Raw genomic sequence first — 15,633 nt, 5'->3', positions numbered from 1 at the left:
TAATTCTCCTTATCCTTTCGTGCCAACAACGAGGTTGGGTTTGGTGATACTTGAACTTGGCAAACCATCAATATCTGCATTTGTGCCATATTTTTTACGCAGCTCACTGATGAGCCCAAATTCAATCGCACGCATTGGGCAGGAATCAACACACATCGGGTTCCCCCCTTGCTCGCGTAAATCAATGCAGGTATCACACTTGGTCATCATGCCGATGCTTGCATCAAATTGCGGCGCTTCATATGGGCAAGCCCATGTGCAATAACGGCAACCGACGCATTTATCGTGGTCGACCAAGACAACACCATCTTCTTCTCGTTTGTGCATTGCCGTTGTTGGGCAGTGGCTAACACATTGCGGGTCATCACAGTGATTACATGCAATAGATAGATGCCAACGGCGCGGACGCGGGTATTCCCCCACTTCGATGTCGTAAACGCGGCGAAAATTACGCCCAACTTCAAGGTCATTTTTGTCTTTACATGCTACAACGCAGGTTTTACAGCCAATACAGGCGGCAACATTGATATAAAATCCGACTTGTTTATCCATTATTTATCGCCCCTTAAAAAATAATACGCTGTGGAATAGCAACATCTGGAACTAGCTGATCACCGTCCCATTTTTCGATGTTACAGAGCATCGTGTTCCACCCTGATGTTCCTAACCCTGTCGGAACTTGGATCGTCAGCGTATTATCTGCCCCCGCCATATCTATCCCTGTTTTTTCATCGACATCCGTCCAGCTACCATGAGGTAAAGCCACGACACCCGGTTTCATGGTTTGCGTGACAAGCGCTGGGCGAACAATCTTCCCATGAGGGCTAGTAATTAATACCGTTTCACCGTGCTTAACCCCTAAGCGTTTAGCATCAGATGCGTTGATGTAAATTGGGCTTGGCCACTGTTCACGCAACCACGGCACATTATCTAAGGTACTGTGTGAACGGCGTAAATAGTGCGGGTTGTAGATTTGGAACGGATAATCTCCCTTCTCTTTTTTGTTGAAGTCTTTGAAGCTAGCTTCATAACCACTTGCAGAAGGAATGTATTCTGGGATTGGCGGTAATTTGGTCCAACCACATTCATCGGCTTTTTCCACCAATGTTTGGCAATAAATTTCAAATTTACCACTTGGGGTTGGGCGTGGGTTAGCTTGCGGGTCGCGAATAAAGTCCTCATAGGCGATATAGCCGTAATTGTCACCCTCTGTACGTTGTACTTGGTATTTACCGACAGTTAAGAACTCATTCAATGTCAAGCGGCCTTGCTGTGGTTTCCCTGTAACTTGCCATTCATCAATATCTGCTTGGGTGATAGTGAGTAGAGGTTCTTTAGTCTGTCCATCTTCCCCGATAATGGTTGCTCCATTGAGCTTATTAAAAAACTGCTGTTTTTCTGAAATAGGGAAGACTTCGTCCACATCTATTCCAAGGCGTACGCCCAGTTCTTTGGCAATCCATTGGTCACTTTTTGCTTCATAAAGTGGTGGTGTCACATTCACGGCAGCAATAATAACTTCACGGTTACTTGGGTTTAAGATAGTGCCATCGCGTTCCCATTCGGTCGTGACAGGCAAAACAATATCGGAGTATTTTGCGCAGGTATGTGGCACGTAAGCAGCTGTCACGATTAATTCGACATCTTTTCTATAGGCTTCAATACTTTGGGTAATATTCGCCCGCGTTTGCAACGTCGCATTGAACGGGTGAATAATCATTTGGATGTTCGCATCAACATCGCCCACCCCACGCTGGCGGAATTTTTTCTCCAGCAACGCTCGGTTCAGCTCATTGTGGTTGATTTTCAAGCTCACAGGGTTAGGCACTGAAGGTAAACCACTTGCACCAGCCATCACTAAGCGTGTGCCATTATTGCCCGCAGCAAAGTGGCAGCTCACCCCAGTCATACGTCCCGGACGTCCCATATGCCCAGTCATAAAACCTAATGTTGAGAATGCTTGAACCCATCCTTCACCATTATGGATACGTGCAGGTGCCCAACCTGTTAGTAATGCAACACGGTTTGTTCCACCAATTTCACGTGCCAATGTGCGAATGTCTGCCACTGATAAGCCACAAATGTTCGCTGCCCATTCAGGGGTTTTTGGTTCACCGGAATACGTGCCTAATAAATAATCTTTGAAGTTGCCTTTCGGGTCAGCACCCGCTGGCATATTTTTCTCATCGAAACCAACTGTACAACGGCGTAAAAATTCCCAATCAATTAATGGGTTATCTGGGCTATCCATTTCCAAAAGCGCATACATAATGCCCAGTGCCAGCGCGTGGTCAGTGCCTGGATTAATTGGGTACCAATCCGCATCCATTAATTCAGCGGTCGTGGTATAACTCGGGTCAATACTGATAAAACGCGCACCCGCTTTTTTGGCCTGATAATAGTTATAGGTTGGGCTACCCGGGCTGCTCCATGCAGGGTTAGCGCCCCACATCACAATAAGCTGCGAGTTACGCATATCAAAGCGGTCATTGGTTCCGAAAGTGTAAAAACCTTCTAATAAACCGAGGTGAGCAGGTGTTTCAAACCAAGCACCCCATGAGGTGGTTCCCCAATCCCCCACAAAGCCGCCGGCTTTCGCGTACACGTTTTGGATATCAACACCGTTTCCACCGGTGATCCAAATAGATTCCTTACCGTATATTTCTTTAATGCGCTTTGTCTCAGTGGCAATAATACCAAGGGCTTCATCCCAACTGATCCGCACCCATTGGTCACGCCCACGTAGGCTTTTATCTCCGCCACCCGGCGCCCAACCTTTGCGCTTCATTGGGTATTTTAAGCGGTCGGCGCCAAAAACTTGCTTACGCTGAGAACGCCCACGCAAGCAACCGCGTTGCTGTGGAAAATCAGGCGAGTCGGCAACCACGTCATCGGTTTTTTGCCTAACCACCACACCATCGACCACCAGCGCTTTATTCACACAGCGCCCACCGCAGTTATGCCAGCACGCAACGGGCTTCCATTTCCCTTTAGTGACGGCATCAGTGGCTTGGACAATGGCTTTTTCTTCTTCTGGTGTTGATGCATAAAGCCGTTTGCTCATCGGTAATGTCGCCATCACCGATGCTGCCGACGTCCATGCTATAAATGAACGACGACTTAAGGCTATTTTCTGTCTTTCTGACATTGCTCTTACCTCTTCCTTTCGTTTTATTATTATAAATTGACTAGTTCGTTGATTTTCTTTTGATCATTTCGTAAAAATGGCTCTAACAGCGCACTCAACTGGCGATAAAATGGGGTATTGGCGTGGTTATGCAGGTCACGGCAAAATGGGGTAATAAACGCCAAGAGGTGGTTATTTAAAAATAAGCTTGATGCCTGTAATAACACTTTTGATTCATCAGTGAGTTCAGCTGTTAATTCGGTGCATTCAACAATTTTCTGACTCAGATTCCACATAAAATCTAATTCATAACCAATATGGTCTGCGGCTTCGAATTCTTTGTGCCCTAATTCAAATCCATATTTTTGATAGAATGATTTCACAGCAAGGGTGCTTTCTTGGAATAACAGCTTGTCTCTAGAAACATACGTAGACTCCCAAGGTGCTACAGGAGGCGCTTCTGGCCCAATGAATAGACGCGTAAAGTCCCAATGTAAATCTTCAAAATCTTCTGAACCGGCTTGTAAATTGCGAGCTTGCAAATCGGTTTGCATTGCACTCACGGCATCCGCCATCACAGGCAAACTGTCTTCGCAGGGAAATAGCGCCAACCCTGCCTCACTCAAATATCGCAGTAATTCAGGTGTCGGCTCTTCCATGAATAAGCGGCGCAATACGTCATAAGCAAACTGCCTTGCATACAAAAAATCTAACGTTGGGTTTTCATTTTTCACAGGAACCTCCCTGTATGTCGGCCAATAAAAATTCAGTGGGTGTGGTTAGCTCAATGCGCACTTCTTTAATCAGTGGATTACCGTTTTCATCCGGTTCAACGATATGAGAAGTCAGTGCGATGGGGAGATTTGCCAGCGGTTGCAAAGACGAAATCGATTCAGGGTTAAATTGTAAAAAACCGTGGAGTAACTCTTGTTCGAATGGCGCATTGGCTTGTTTTAAATAGTGGGCCACTTTCTCGCAATCATCGCCAAACACCTTGGCACTTTTAAAGAAATAATCTTTTGTGGAGAAAAGATAATGGGGGCCCATGACTTGCTCATCGTGCTGGAAAAACGCGTTACTTTGGTACACTTGCCCCGTATGCTTATTTTCTAAGGAGCAATAATGCACACCAATGGATAATTTTTTTTCTAATGAAAACTTCAGCACTCGTAAGCAGGCTAATTCACTATCCGCAACCGCAAGGCCACCTGCATACCAATAGTTGTAATACACCTCATAAGGTGGGTTTTTTAACTCAAAATGGCGGGCTTTGTATTCATGGCTATTGGTGAGAGGAAAGCAAAATTCCAATAAATTGATGCCATCAATACCAATGTCATCGAGTTGCATCAGTAACTGATACATTTGTTCTTCAGTATTAGGGATAACAGGCATTTCCACCATCACCGTAGGGAAAATTTCGCGCGCTAACGCAATACGGTGCAACACCTTTTCAATACGTTCTTTTGGATCATCAATCTTGATACTAAAGCGCACCTCTTGTAGCCCTGCTTTGGCTAATGCAAGCGCCGTATTGCGGTCTAGCGGGTCGCCTGCGGTATATAAGCGGGTGTGAACTTGCGGTAATTTTTGCTGTACACGTTGAAAGAATTGAATACTTTCTTCTCGAAATAGCAGCGGCTCTCCCCCCGTTAGTGCAATGTGGGATAATGGATAGTCTTGCTCAGCAATCGCGTCGACTTCACCTATCGCATCACGCATTTCCTGTTGAAAACCGTCATAATTTTCTTGATTAGGGTTAAAGCAGAAATAACAATCTCGATGGCATTTTAAAGACAAGAATGTGGTATGGCTCCCTTCCCCCGTACGACATTGCACACAGGCGCTAGAGAGCCAGCCGCTGTGGATGCTTTTGCCATTATTTGCAAAAACCGCCCCTAGGGTTTTTAACTCCGTTTTCAGTTGTTGAATTTCAGTTTGCTGTGAAAAAGGAATTTCAAAACCTAAGCCATACTCTGAAATAGCAGATTGCGTCTTTTTCTCAATCGCTAAATAGCGCATAGCATAGCGTGAAAACTTATCATTTTTGAGTGTGGACAGCATGCTATCTGTCATCGGATAGATCATTCATTTACCTTTAATAAGGGAAGATATTTTATGAATCAATTTTGTTATAGAATATGGTTATGTAATTAACATCTAATTATTTGATTAATTCTGACTGACATTAATAACGGAGCAAACAGTATATACAGCACATTTATGGTGAGATTGAGGTTATTTAATCTCTAAATTAAAACTATCTATTAGTTGCCAAATTAATAAACTCAGTATAAATAATTGAAGCAAAATGAAATTGCGCAGGATCAACAAAAAATTCTATTTCAACGTATTTACCTCACAGTTATTCACCCATAAATTCCTTACATACTCAACACGTTACAAACAACACACTATTCAATCTCATTACGAATGGTTATATAATAATTTATATTTCGAATTACAATCACACTAAAAAACATCAAGAAAAATTATATTTACCCTGATATTTAAAATGAATGATTATTTTTCAAAATGTAACATTAAATTTCAAACCAACAAATAATAAATATCACTAATGCGTCCTATTACAGATTTTCATTCGTAATTTGAATTTAATAGAAAGTATTTTTAACTAATTCAGATCAATTGTTATCGAAGCAATCAGGCACCTGTCTTTAATTGATTAGAAAAAATAATTTTTTGGTGCAAAAAACATTTTAGGATTATTTACATCGTTTTTATTCTGTCACTTCGTTATGATTTCACTAATTAATTACGCTTAGTTATTAATTAAATTAAACTTAAAGGAAATAAATATTATTAATAGGCAGTATATGCAAGACAAAACAATTCAAATTAGCAAGTTCTTAAGCTACGTTTTACGCCATAAACCTGAATCTATTTCACTCACACTTGACCAAGATGGCTGGGTTAGTGTCGATGAATTATTATTACACGCTAACCGCCACGGGAAAAAGCTCACCCGTGAACTATTAGAGTATGTCGTCGAAAATAACAATAAAAAGCGCTTTACCTTCAATGCTGAACACACCCAAATCCGCGCAGCACAAGGGCATTCAAGCCAACAGGTTAGCCTGAATCACGTTTCACAAATTCCCCCAGAGTTCCTTTACCATGGAACAGCGACCCGCTTTGTTGATTCAATTAGGCAACAAGGGTTATTAGCGGGTAACCGTCACCATGTCCATTTATCAGATAATACAGAGACGGCAACCCATGTAGGCGCACGGCACGGTAAGCCCATCGTTTTAGTAATTGAAGCCAAAAAAATGATAGAGTCAGGTTATCAATTTTACTTATCCGATAACCATGTTTGGTTAACTGAGCACGTTCCCGCCAAGTTTATCCAACCGTAATCGCTAAAGTGGCAGCGCGTAAGTGACCTTAACCGTTTCCATAGGGACTTCAGTTTTAATACTTTGGATGCTGTTTATTTGTGTTAAATGATCGGCGTGAAAACGGCGATACGAGGCAAGGTCTTTCGTTACTATACGAATTAGTGCATCACATTCCCCCGCCATTAGGTGGCATTCCACGACTTCAGGCATCTGCTTGATGTCTTCAACAAATTGGTTAATGGTTTTCGCATCCTGAGTTTTAAACCAAATACGCGCAAATAGCGACAAGCCAGCCCCAATTTTTGCCCCATCAAGCACCGCCACATAGCGCTTGATGACGCCTGCCTCTTCAAGCAGTTTTACGCGACGCAAACAAGGCGAGGGGGAAAGCCCAACCTCCTTAGCCAGTTCGACATTCTGTATTTTTCCATCACGCTGTAACACTTGCAAAATGCGCCTATCAATAGCATCAAGTTTTATCATATTCATTTTTATTGATATCCAACACTCACTTATTAATACTTATTGATATTCAATGCCAATTTATTGTTATTTTCAAGCAATAAAACAACCCTATACTACTGCATTATCGCTATAATTTTTACGCAGCTGGCCAGTTGCCTCATCAACAATAAAAACCAAAGAGGTCATCGTATGGAATTACACACTTTAGCATTATTCAGTGCTACCGTGATCCCACTGATTTGCACACCGGGCCCAGATATTTTATTCATTTCAGCACAAGGGCTTTCAGGTGGGGCAAGCGCCGCTTGGAAAGCAAATTTAGGCATTATTTTAGGCTACCTTGCCCATGCAATACTCGCCGCACTTGGCTTAGCCGCGATTGTTGCAGCCTCACCGATGGTATTTCACACAATAAAATGGGTCGGTGTTGCCTATGTGGCATACCTTGCCGTGCGGATGATCATGTCTGCAATGAAAGCCAACGAAGTCAAAATACAAAAGGTATCGAATAAAGCCGTGATTGGTAAGGCATTTTTAACCAGTTTTTTAAACCCTAAAGGGTTATTGGTCTATTTTGCGATTTTGCCTAATTTTATTCAGTTAAGCGAAAGTGTTGCGATTCAATCGTTAATCCTTTCTGCCACTTTTATTGTTTCTTGTGTGGTGATTTATGGGGTCATTGGCGTGTTGTTTGCATCCATGCATAAAAAACAAGGTTATAACGATAATAAACGCCGTATCACTGAGGGGGTGGCTGGCGGCTTGTTAACCTTTGCAGCCATAGGGTTAGCCGCGAGCTAGCGCGGTAATAATTCAATCCAAATCAACTGGCTATCGGCACTCAGGGGAGTCACTTCACCTTCGCCGATATCCGGTAACCACCAACCGCCTTGTCCAACTGCCATTCGATTACAGTTCCCGCCAGACACGGCCCATTCGCCACTTAGCACAAAAACTAGACCCGATTGGTTATTCGGCAATTTGCACGTTTCTGTTACTAAAGTACTTTTTGCTACCCAGCGATCCGCTCGAAAAATAAAATTCAATAGCTGTGTATTCGGCTGGCTCACATTTATTGCTGCATATTGCTGAGCCGAAAATTGGGCACTCTCCCCAATGTGGCTCAACCGCTGCATAAAGCTTTTATTATCGCTTAATGTTATTTCTTGGTTATTGAGCAAGATAACTAGCCTTTCACCTTCAGCGTATCGTTTAAGATAGCTATCTTGGTTAATCGTCGCGATGCTTGCACGTAATGAATAATCCGAGGCAACTGGCCAGCAAAAAACTTCTTGGCTAGCCCCGCCTCCATCATTCCATTTGAGGTTTGGCAAATCGGTGATATCAAAACATTTAATTTTCACATTACCTCCCAAAACGTTGTTATTCACTGTTTTAGATTTCTACTTAGAGTCGCAAAGTTAGTCTTTCAAGGCAATGAATTTACAACAATAATGTGACTAATCGCGCTTCTCTTTAATTAAATGGTGACATAACCGACCTAATGTTTTCATCGCCTCTTCAATACGTTCAGTCCACGTAAAAGAGACATTTAAACGAAATGCATGGTTAAACTGATCGCTTGTTGAAAACATACTGCCCGGTGCAATACTAATGCCTTCTTTTAATGCTAATTGATATAACCGAATAGCATTAAACGGGGGTTCGAATTCTAACCACAAAAAGTACCCACCTTTGGGCATATTCACTTTAACTGAAGGCGGCATATATTTGGCGATTGCCCCTAACATCTGGTGTTGCCGCTGCTCCATCGTGAGCCGTAATTTACGCAGATGGGCATCATACCCCCCTAAAGAGAGGTATTCTGCAATAGCAAGCTGTGTAGGCACACTGGCTGACACCGTACTCATCATTTGTAAGTGCTGAATTTTCGTTGCGTGATGCCCCGCAGCGACCCATCCCACACGATAGCCGGGGGCTAAACACTTCGAAAATGATGAACAATGGAAAAAATGCCCTTTCGTATCTAACGCTTTTGCAGGAATAGGCTGCTTATTACCAAAATATAATTCTCCATAAACATCATCCTCAATTAATGCAATTTGATGTTTATTTAAAATATCCACTAAACGTTTTTTATTGGTTTGTGGCATTGTCCCGCCCAGCGGGTTTTGGTAATGGGTCATTAGCCAGCAGGCTTTAATCGGGTATTTGCTGGCAATATCTTCTAATGCATCAAGGTCAATACCAAATAAAGGATCCGTTTTAATGGCGATCGCTTTGAGCTTTAGCCGTTCGATAGCCTGTAATGAGCCATAAAATGCGGGAGATTCAATCACCACCCAATCCCCTGGTTGGGTGACAGATTGCAAGCTTAGCACCAGTGATTCCATCGCACCTGCGGTGATCACAATTTCATCTGGAGCAACATGAATGCCTTGCGTTGCATAACGTTGGGCAATATTACGGCGTAATTGTTCATTTCCCGGCGGCAAGTTCGCGGGCGTATTAAATTTGGATAAACGCCTTGCGACAGATGCCAATGATTTGGCTAATTTAGGGTCATCCAATAAGGCGGGTTCTGGAAATGCGGAGCCAAATGGGATAATATCCGGATCCTTACAAGCTTGTAATACCCCAAATATCGAGGCGTTAATCTCTACATTTTCATTTAAATGGAGTCCTTTTCCCCCTTTTGCTGCCGCAAAAGCGTTATTTCGGTTGGCCACATAGTACCCAGACTGTGGACGTGCGGCGACCCATCCTTGGCTTTCAAGTAATTGGTAAGCTTGTACCACGGTCATTAAGCTAAGACCTGATTGCTTAACGCTTTCCCTAAGTGAAGGTAATCTGTCACCAACTTGCCAGATATTGTCTTCAATTTGTTGACGAATTTGCGCTGCTAACTGTTCATATCTCGTCATTGCCGCCTCAACTGTTATAGTTAATAACTCAATAATTGTTACTATTATAGTTTATCGTCTCATGTTCTACTTATCCACACATTCACCTGACTTTTTTTAACTATAAGCACAAAACATTTTTAGTCGGATTGCGATGATTAGCATTCCGGTGTGAGCAATTTTTTTGCTAGGGATAAGCGCCTCGATTGTGACCACCAAGGCTTTAAATGCAGCGTGCCATTAACATATCCACTCAGGGGTCAATATGTTTGGACTAACTGCGCTGGAACTTGCCCGTATACAATTCGCGTTTACGGTCTCGTTCCATATTATTTTCCCAGCCATTACGATTGGTCTCGCAAGTTTTCTTGCGGTACTACAAGGCTTATGGCTAAAAACACGTGACGAAGACTATATAAAACTGTTCCATTTTTGGACCAAAGTTTTTGCAGTTAATTTCGGAATGGGCGTGGTATCTGGATTGGTGATGGCATACCAATTTGGTACCAACTGGAGTTTCTTTTCAGATTTTGCGGGCGGAATTACGGGTCCATTACTCACGTATGAAGTGTTAACTGCTTTCTTCCTTGAAGCGGGTTTCCTTGGTGTCATGCTGTTTGGCATGAACCGCGTGGGTGAAAAACTGCACTTTTTTGCCACCTGCATGGTTGCATTGGGTACCATCATTTCCACTTTCTGGATTTTGGCATCCAACAGTTTTATGCAAACGCCACAAGGCTTCGAAATCATCGACGGCCGCATCGTCCCCGTTGATTGGTTAGCGGTCATTTTCAACCCATCGTTCCCATACCGTTTATTGCACATGACCACGGCAGCGTTCCTTGCGGCGGCATTCTTTATTGGTGCTTCTGCGGCTTGGCATTTACTCAAAGGCAACAAATCCAGTGCGATGAAGAAAATGTTTTCCATGTCGCTGTGGTTGATTTTAGTGTTAGCCCCACTCCAAGCGTTAATCGGTGATGCGCACGGTTTGAATACACTGAAACATCAACCGGTTAAAGTTGCTGCGATGGAAGGCCACTGGGAAAACAAACCAGGTGAAGCGACACCGCTTATTTTGTTTGGTATTCCAAACCAAGAGAAAGAAAAAACCGAATATGCCATCGAAATTCCGTATCTTGCGAGCCTGATTTTAACCCACAGCATTGATAAACAAGTGCCTGCGTTAAAAGAATACGCACCAGAAGACCGACCGAATGTATTTATGGTGTTTTGGTCATTCCGCGTGATGGTCGGTTTAGGCTTATTAATGATAGCCGCTGGGGTTTGGGGATTATGGCTGCGTTACCGTAAAAACCTGTATGAATCCAAAACATTCCTGCGCTTTATGTTCATCATGGCGCCCTCTGGATTAATTGCCATTTTAGCGGGCTGGTTTACCACTGAAATTGGCCGTCAACCTTGGGTGGTCTATGGCTTGCAGCGCACCTCAGATGCCGTCAGCGCCCACGGTGAAATGCACATGAGCATCAGTTTAATCGCCTTCTTTGTGGTTTACGGTGGAGTGTTCGGTATCGGCTACATGTACATGATGAAATTAATTCGTAAAGGTATCGCGGAGGACGCAGCTCATGGGCATTGATTTACCTCTTATTTGGTTTGTCATCATCGTATTTAGTATGTTGATGTATATCGTCATGGATGGGTTCGATTTAGGGATTGGCATTCTCTATCCTGCCCTAAAAGATAGCCAAGACCGTGACTTAATGATGAATAGCGTTGCCCCCGTTTGGGATGGTAACGAGACGTGGCTTGTGCTCGGTGGTGCGGCCTTATTTGGTGCATTCCCCCTTGCCTATGCAATTGTGTTAGATGCGTTATCAATTCCACTCACCTTTATGCTATTAGCCTTGATTTTCCGTGGTGTGGCATTTGAATTTCGCTTTCGGGCGGACGAATCTCACCGCCGCCATTGGGATCACGCATTCATCTGGGGTTCTATTTTTGCCACGTTCGTTCAAGGCGTTGTCGTGGGTGCCTTTATCCAAGGTTTCCACGTAGAAAATCGCACCTTTATGGGTGGCTACTTTGATTGGTTTGCCCCTTTCCCGCTATTTTGTGGTTTTGGCTTAGTTGTCGCATATGCCTTACTGGCTTGTGGCTGGCTAATCATGAAAACAGAGGGGCACCTACGCCGCACGATGTACCGCATTCTGCGTCCATTAACCTTATTGATGGTTGCAGTAATTGCGGTTATTAGTTTATGGACACCAATGCTTAATGAAGCCATTTTTGACCGCTGGTTCACGCTGCCAAACTTGTTCTTCTTCTTGCCTGTTCCATTATTGGTTCTGGGTTGTACATGGCTAATCTTAAAAAGCGCAAAGCGCCAGCAACATGACAGTGTGCCATTTTTGTCCGCATTGATGTTGATTTTCCTCGGTTTTACCGGCCTTGGGATCAGCATTTGGCCGACTCTGATCCCACCCGCAATTAGCTTCCGTGACGCAGCGGGCCCTTCTGAAAGTTTAGGCTTTATGTTAGTGGGCGCGTTATTCATTATTCCTGTTATTTTGGTTTATACCTATTGGAGTTACTATGTCTTCAGAGGAAAAATTACCCCAGACCAAGGCTACCATTGATACCGCAGTGGCTTCCCCTTGGTGGAAAAAACTCGGTTGGATGGCAATTATCTGGCTAGGAAGTGTGTTAGCACTGTTTGCTTTCTCTTCCGTATTTAAGTTGATGATGACCGCTGCTGGGATGAAAGTGAAGTAGATAACTCAAGTGCCTTATGTTAATACCTAAGGCACTTTTTTGTTTTATGTGAGGCAGATAGGATGAATATAAATGGTTAAATAATTAATATTCGTGATATGATAATGATAATAATTACCAAATAATAAAATTATCATTAACGAAGGAGACCGTCCGTGGCTACTGAACAACCCGTTGAAAAAAATATCTACCGCCCGGCGCCACCGCAGCTTATTCAAGTTAAATCCATTACTGATGTCAGCCCCTCGATCCGTAGCATCACCTTCACCGGTGAAAAACTTGCAGACTACCCAACCGACTGCGAAGGCGGACACTTAAAAATCTTTTTAGCCCCTGACTTATCTAGCCAACCGGCTCTGCCTATCCTCAGTAAAGAAGGCCGTAGTTGGCCTGAAGATAAACCTCGCCCATTTGTGCGCACCTATACCGTAAGAGCCATTCGCCCTGACGTTAGCGAAATCGACATTGAATTTGCCATGCATGATGGTGCGACAGGGCCTGCCTATTTATTTGCCCGTGATGCTAAGCCCGGTCATTGGATGGGGATCACTAACCCTGGCGGCCCAGATCCACTGTTGCCAAGTCGAAAACACTATTTTATGGCGGGGGACTCCAGTTCACTGCCTGCTATTGGCGCATTATTAGAAAAAATGCCAGCAGATGCCCAAGGAAAAGTGGTGTTACGCATGGATAACCCAGCGGATGTACGCCCACTTAAAAAACCTGCTCAGGTTGAAATCATCTGGATTTGTGGCGATATCAGCAAAACCGCTGAATTAATTAGCGCATTTAAATCATGGGATATCCCGGCTACTGACTGTGCATTTTGGATAGCAGGTGAAGACCAGATCATTCGTGATTTACGTCGTTTTGTTCGCCGTGAAAAAGGGTTTGGTCGCGATGATATCTACGCGATCCCCTATTGGAGACATGGCTATGATGAAGAAGGTTATCACCATGAACGCCATGCTGTAATGGATAATCCTGACGACTAATTCCGTTTTACATTACCCTCAACGCTTATCAGTTGCGTTATCGCTGATAAGCGTCTCACTACTCCTTGCCTCCCCCGCCTTTTCGTTTATTTGTATCGAATCCCCCTATCCTGTGCATTTTTTTATTGCGATAAATGTTATGTTATAACATAATAAAAATAGACATCATCAAAATAGGAAATGACAGTGCATAAACACACATTATTAAATACCGCGCTCAGTGCCATTTTTGCCATTAGCAGTTTTTCTGCTATTGCACACGGCTCACACAGTCACGCACACCCACAATCAGAAAAAGCCCTTCAAGCTTCAAAAGGCATTTTTGAAGATTCTGATGTCAAAGACCGTTCGTTAAGTGATTGGCAAGGTGTATGGGAGTCAGTTAATCCTTTATTATTAAATGGAAAGTTGGATGCTGTTTTAGAAAGTAAAGCGCAGAAAAATAAAGATAAAACAGTTGAAGAATACCGCGCTTACTATAAAAAAGGTTACGCCACAGATGTTGACAGTATTGGCATCGAAAATAACGTGATTGAATTTACTCAAAACGGTGTCGTCAATAGCTGCCAATATGCGTATTCAGGCTATAAAATTTTACATTACACTTCGGGTAAAAAAGGCGTTCGCTACCTGTTTGAATGCCAAGATGCTAAGTCCAAAGCGCCAAAATACATTCAATTTAGCGACCATATTATTGAGCCGCAAACGTCAGGGCATTTCCACTTATATATGGGCAATGAGTCACAAGAGAAACTATTGGGGCAATTAGACAACTGGCCAACCTATTACCCGTATTCATTAACTGACGAGCAAATTGTCCACGAAATGCTGTACCATTAATCAACTGTAATTAATAAAAAATATGCCCCAGCTATCACTTATGGGGCATATGTTCGTTACTCTCGAGGCAAATCAATTAGTCGTTATAGGCCAATAACGCTTTATGGCACAATTGCGATCTCACACAATCATCAATGGTAAAGTTCACCATCGAGACCATTTCATCACTACTGAAACGTTGTAACGCATCTGCAAGACCCGATTGAACCCCATTAGGTAAGTCGCACTGGGTCACATCCCCATTCACAATCACCGTGACGTTTTCCCCCAAACGCGTTAAAAACATCTTCATTTGGGTGACCGTAACATTTTGCGCCTCATCTAAAATGACAATGGCATTTTCAAACGTTCGGCCTCGCATATAGGCAAATGGCGCGATCTCTACCTTCGCAATTTCAGGGCGCAAGCAATATTGCAGGAACGAACTCCCTAACCGTTTTGCTAGAACGTCATACACAGGTCGAAAGTACGGCGCAAACTTTTCCGACATATCCCCCGGTAAAAACCCGAGGTCTTCTTCTGCCTGAAGAACTGGCCTTGTCACAATGATCTTGCTGATATCTTTATTAAACAATGCATCGGCGGCTAATGCAGTGCTGATAAAGGTTTTACCACAGCCCGCTTCACCATTGGCAAAAATTAACTGCTTGTGTTTAATCGAATTAATATAGAGCTTTTGAGCTTCATTTCGTGGCAGGATTGGTGAGCCATCACGACGCTCTTTTGCCATACCGATAGGCTCAATGCCTGTCAGTTCAGCGAAGGACGCAACGTTATTCATGTCAAACCGACCAGAACGTTCTTTACGTGATGAGCGTTTCATTTCACGACGTGCTTTTGTTGCAGCTTTCTGTCTACTCATAGTATTAACCCTTCCAGGTATCAGTGATGTCAATTTCAGATGACTAACTATTCAGAACAGAGAGGAGCTCCCTTCAAGCTCTTGGTTAACGATAAAACAGTGTAATGTGGTTCAATCCTCTTGCTTTTTAACAGGCCATAAAAAAAACCGGTTAGTCATCTCACCATGACAATTTCATGATGGAGGCTAACCGGTCTTGTTCTCGTGTTAACAAATACTTACTTCCCATTAGTTTCTCCTGTGACAGCGATACCGTTAAACTAATGAATCTGTATGACACTAATATGACAAACTGCAATATTTTTTGTGACTCAGTGAGGCGCTGTTTTCATTGCAATTTTTACTTACCTTAAATATAGCGCTAATTTTTTTCAGAAAG

General features: G+C 43.2%; 15 protein-coding genes. 7 read left to right on the top strand and 8 right to left on the bottom strand.

The window, feature by feature from the left end:
* Positions 1-9: 9 nt before the first annotated feature.
* From AC4IFT_RS17290 to AC4IFT_RS17275, 4 genes are read right to left on the bottom strand one after another with little or no spacing between them, the layout of a single operon-like run.
* Positions 10-552, bottom strand: coding sequence for a DMSO/selenate family reductase complex B subunit (locus tag AC4IFT_RS17290; RefSeq protein ID WP_273804248.1), 543 nt, complete (start codon positions 550-552; stop codon positions 10-12).
* Between the two features lie 13 nt (positions 553-565).
* Complete coding sequence (locus AC4IFT_RS17285) at positions 566-3,148, bottom strand: molybdopterin-dependent oxidoreductase (RefSeq protein WP_490752041.1); 2,583 nt, start codon at positions 3,146-3,148, stop codon at positions 566-568.
* A 29-nt stretch (positions 3,149-3,177) separates the two neighbouring features.
* A complete protein-coding gene (locus tag AC4IFT_RS17280; RefSeq protein ID WP_490734845.1) occupies positions 3,178-3,861 on the bottom strand; it encodes a TorD/DmsD family molecular chaperone in 684 nt (227 codons plus the stop codon).
* The gene (locus AC4IFT_RS17275; protein ID WP_490752040.1) at positions 3,851-5,215 is read right to left on the bottom strand and encodes a radical SAM protein; all 1,365 of its coding nucleotides are present in this window, start codon (positions 5,213-5,215) and stop codon (positions 3,851-3,853) included. The genes AC4IFT_RS17280 and AC4IFT_RS17275 overlap by 11 nt, the downstream gene beginning before the upstream one ends.
* Positions 5,216-5,964: 749 nt before the next feature.
* On the opposite strand from AC4IFT_RS17275, the gene AC4IFT_RS17270 reads away from it, so the two are divergent.
* Positions 5,965-6,507, top strand: a complete 543-nt coding sequence (locus AC4IFT_RS17270; RefSeq protein WP_490734841.1) for an RNA 2'-phosphotransferase — start codon at positions 5,965-5,967, stop codon at positions 6,505-6,507.
* A 3-nt stretch (positions 6,508-6,510) separates the two neighbouring features.
* Here AC4IFT_RS17270 and AC4IFT_RS17265 read toward each other — a convergent pair whose 3' ends face one another.
* The gene (locus AC4IFT_RS17265) at positions 6,511-6,978 is read right to left on the bottom strand and encodes an Lrp/AsnC family transcriptional regulator (RefSeq protein WP_490734839.1); all 468 of its coding nucleotides are present in this window, start codon (positions 6,976-6,978) and stop codon (positions 6,511-6,513) included.
* 165 nt (positions 6,979-7,143) lie between these two features.
* On the opposite strand from AC4IFT_RS17265, the gene AC4IFT_RS17260 reads away from it, so the two are divergent.
* Positions 7,144-7,755: a LysE family translocator gene (locus tag AC4IFT_RS17260; protein WP_490734837.1), complete on the top strand. Its 612-nt coding sequence runs from the start codon at positions 7,144-7,146 to the stop codon at positions 7,753-7,755.
* Here the strand turns inward: AC4IFT_RS17260 and AC4IFT_RS17255 are convergent.
* A complete protein-coding gene (locus AC4IFT_RS17255) occupies positions 7,752-8,318 on the bottom strand; it encodes a HutD/Ves family protein (RefSeq protein ID WP_490752038.1) in 567 nt (188 codons plus the stop codon). The two genes, AC4IFT_RS17260 and AC4IFT_RS17255, sit on opposite strands and share 4 nt — an antisense overlap.
* 96 nt (positions 8,319-8,414) lie before the next feature.
* Positions 8,415-9,839: an aminotransferase-like domain-containing protein gene (locus AC4IFT_RS17250; protein ID WP_490734833.1), complete on the bottom strand. Its 1,425-nt coding sequence runs from the start codon at positions 9,837-9,839 to the stop codon at positions 8,415-8,417.
* Between the two features lie 244 nt (positions 9,840-10,083).
* Here AC4IFT_RS17250 and AC4IFT_RS17245 point away from each other — a divergent pair, with 244 nt between their 5' ends.
* From AC4IFT_RS17245 to zinT, 5 genes are all read left to right on the top strand, one after another.
* On the top strand, positions 10,084-11,421 hold the full coding sequence (locus tag AC4IFT_RS17245) for a cytochrome ubiquinol oxidase subunit I (RefSeq protein ID WP_219248577.1): 1,338 nt from the start codon (positions 10,084-10,086) through the stop codon (positions 11,419-11,421).
* Positions 11,411-12,421, top strand: a complete 1,011-nt coding sequence (gene cydB, locus AC4IFT_RS17240; protein WP_275074814.1) for a cytochrome d ubiquinol oxidase subunit II — start codon at positions 11,411-11,413, stop codon at positions 12,419-12,421. Before AC4IFT_RS17245 ends, cydB begins: the two co-directional genes overlap by 11 nt.
* Positions 12,378-12,557, top strand: coding sequence for a DUF2474 domain-containing protein (locus AC4IFT_RS17235; protein WP_273804241.1), 180 nt, complete (start codon positions 12,378-12,380; stop codon positions 12,555-12,557). Before cydB ends, AC4IFT_RS17235 begins: the two co-directional genes overlap by 44 nt.
* 155 nt (positions 12,558-12,712) lie before the next feature.
* Positions 12,713-13,552 carry a siderophore-interacting protein gene (locus AC4IFT_RS17230; protein WP_490734830.1) on the top strand — a complete coding sequence of 280 codons (840 nt, stop codon included), beginning with the start codon at positions 12,713-12,715 and terminating at the stop codon, positions 13,550-13,552.
* Between the two features lie 186 nt (positions 13,553-13,738).
* On the top strand, positions 13,739-14,392 hold the full coding sequence (zinT, locus tag AC4IFT_RS17225; protein WP_490734829.1) for a metal-binding protein ZinT: 654 nt from the start codon (positions 13,739-13,741) through the stop codon (positions 14,390-14,392).
* 76 nt (positions 14,393-14,468) lie between these two features.
* Here zinT and phoH read toward each other — a convergent pair whose 3' ends face one another.
* Complete coding sequence (phoH, locus tag AC4IFT_RS17220) at positions 14,469-15,254, bottom strand: phosphate starvation-inducible protein PhoH (protein WP_490734827.1); 786 nt, start codon at positions 15,252-15,254, stop codon at positions 14,469-14,471.
* Positions 15,255-15,633 lie beyond the last annotated feature (379 nt).

Source organism: Providencia sp. UF-183 (assembly GCF_058246155.1).
This window is presented reverse-complemented; position numbering and strand designations above follow the sequence as displayed.

Bases quoted from the DNA above. Each gene is read 5' to 3' on its own strand.
- AC4IFT_RS17290 (WP_273804248.1), bottom strand. From the start codon at position 552: ATGGATAAACAAGTCGGATTTTATATCAATGTTGCCGCCTGTATTGGC.
- AC4IFT_RS17285 (WP_490752041.1), bottom strand. From the start codon at position 3,148: ATGTCAGAAAGACAGAAAATAGCCTTAAGTCGTCGTTCATTTATAGCA.
- AC4IFT_RS17275 (WP_490752040.1), bottom strand. From the start codon at position 5,215: ATGATCTATCCGATGACAGATAGCATGCTGTCCACACTCAAAAATGAT.
- AC4IFT_RS17270 (WP_490734841.1), top strand. From the start codon at position 5,965: ATGCAAGACAAAACAATTCAAATTAGCAAGTTCTTAAGCTACGTTTTA.
- AC4IFT_RS17265 (WP_490734839.1), bottom strand. From the start codon at position 6,978: ATGAATATGATAAAACTTGATGCTATTGATAGGCGCATTTTGCAAGTG.
- AC4IFT_RS17260 (WP_490734837.1), top strand. From the start codon at position 7,144: ATGGAATTACACACTTTAGCATTATTCAGTGCTACCGTGATCCCACTG.
- AC4IFT_RS17250 (WP_490734833.1), bottom strand. From the start codon at position 9,839: ATGACGAGATATGAACAGTTAGCAGCGCAAATTCGTCAACAAATTGAA.
- AC4IFT_RS17245 (WP_219248577.1), top strand. From the start codon at position 10,084: ATGTTTGGACTAACTGCGCTGGAACTTGCCCGTATACAATTCGCGTTT.
- cydB (WP_275074814.1), top strand. From the start codon at position 11,411: ATGGGCATTGATTTACCTCTTATTTGGTTTGTCATCATCGTATTTAGT.
- AC4IFT_RS17235 (WP_273804241.1), top strand. From the start codon at position 12,378: ATGTCTTCAGAGGAAAAATTACCCCAGACCAAGGCTACCATTGATACC.
- phoH (WP_490734827.1), bottom strand. From the start codon at position 15,254: ATGAGTAGACAGAAAGCTGCAACAAAAGCACGTCGTGAAATGAAACGC.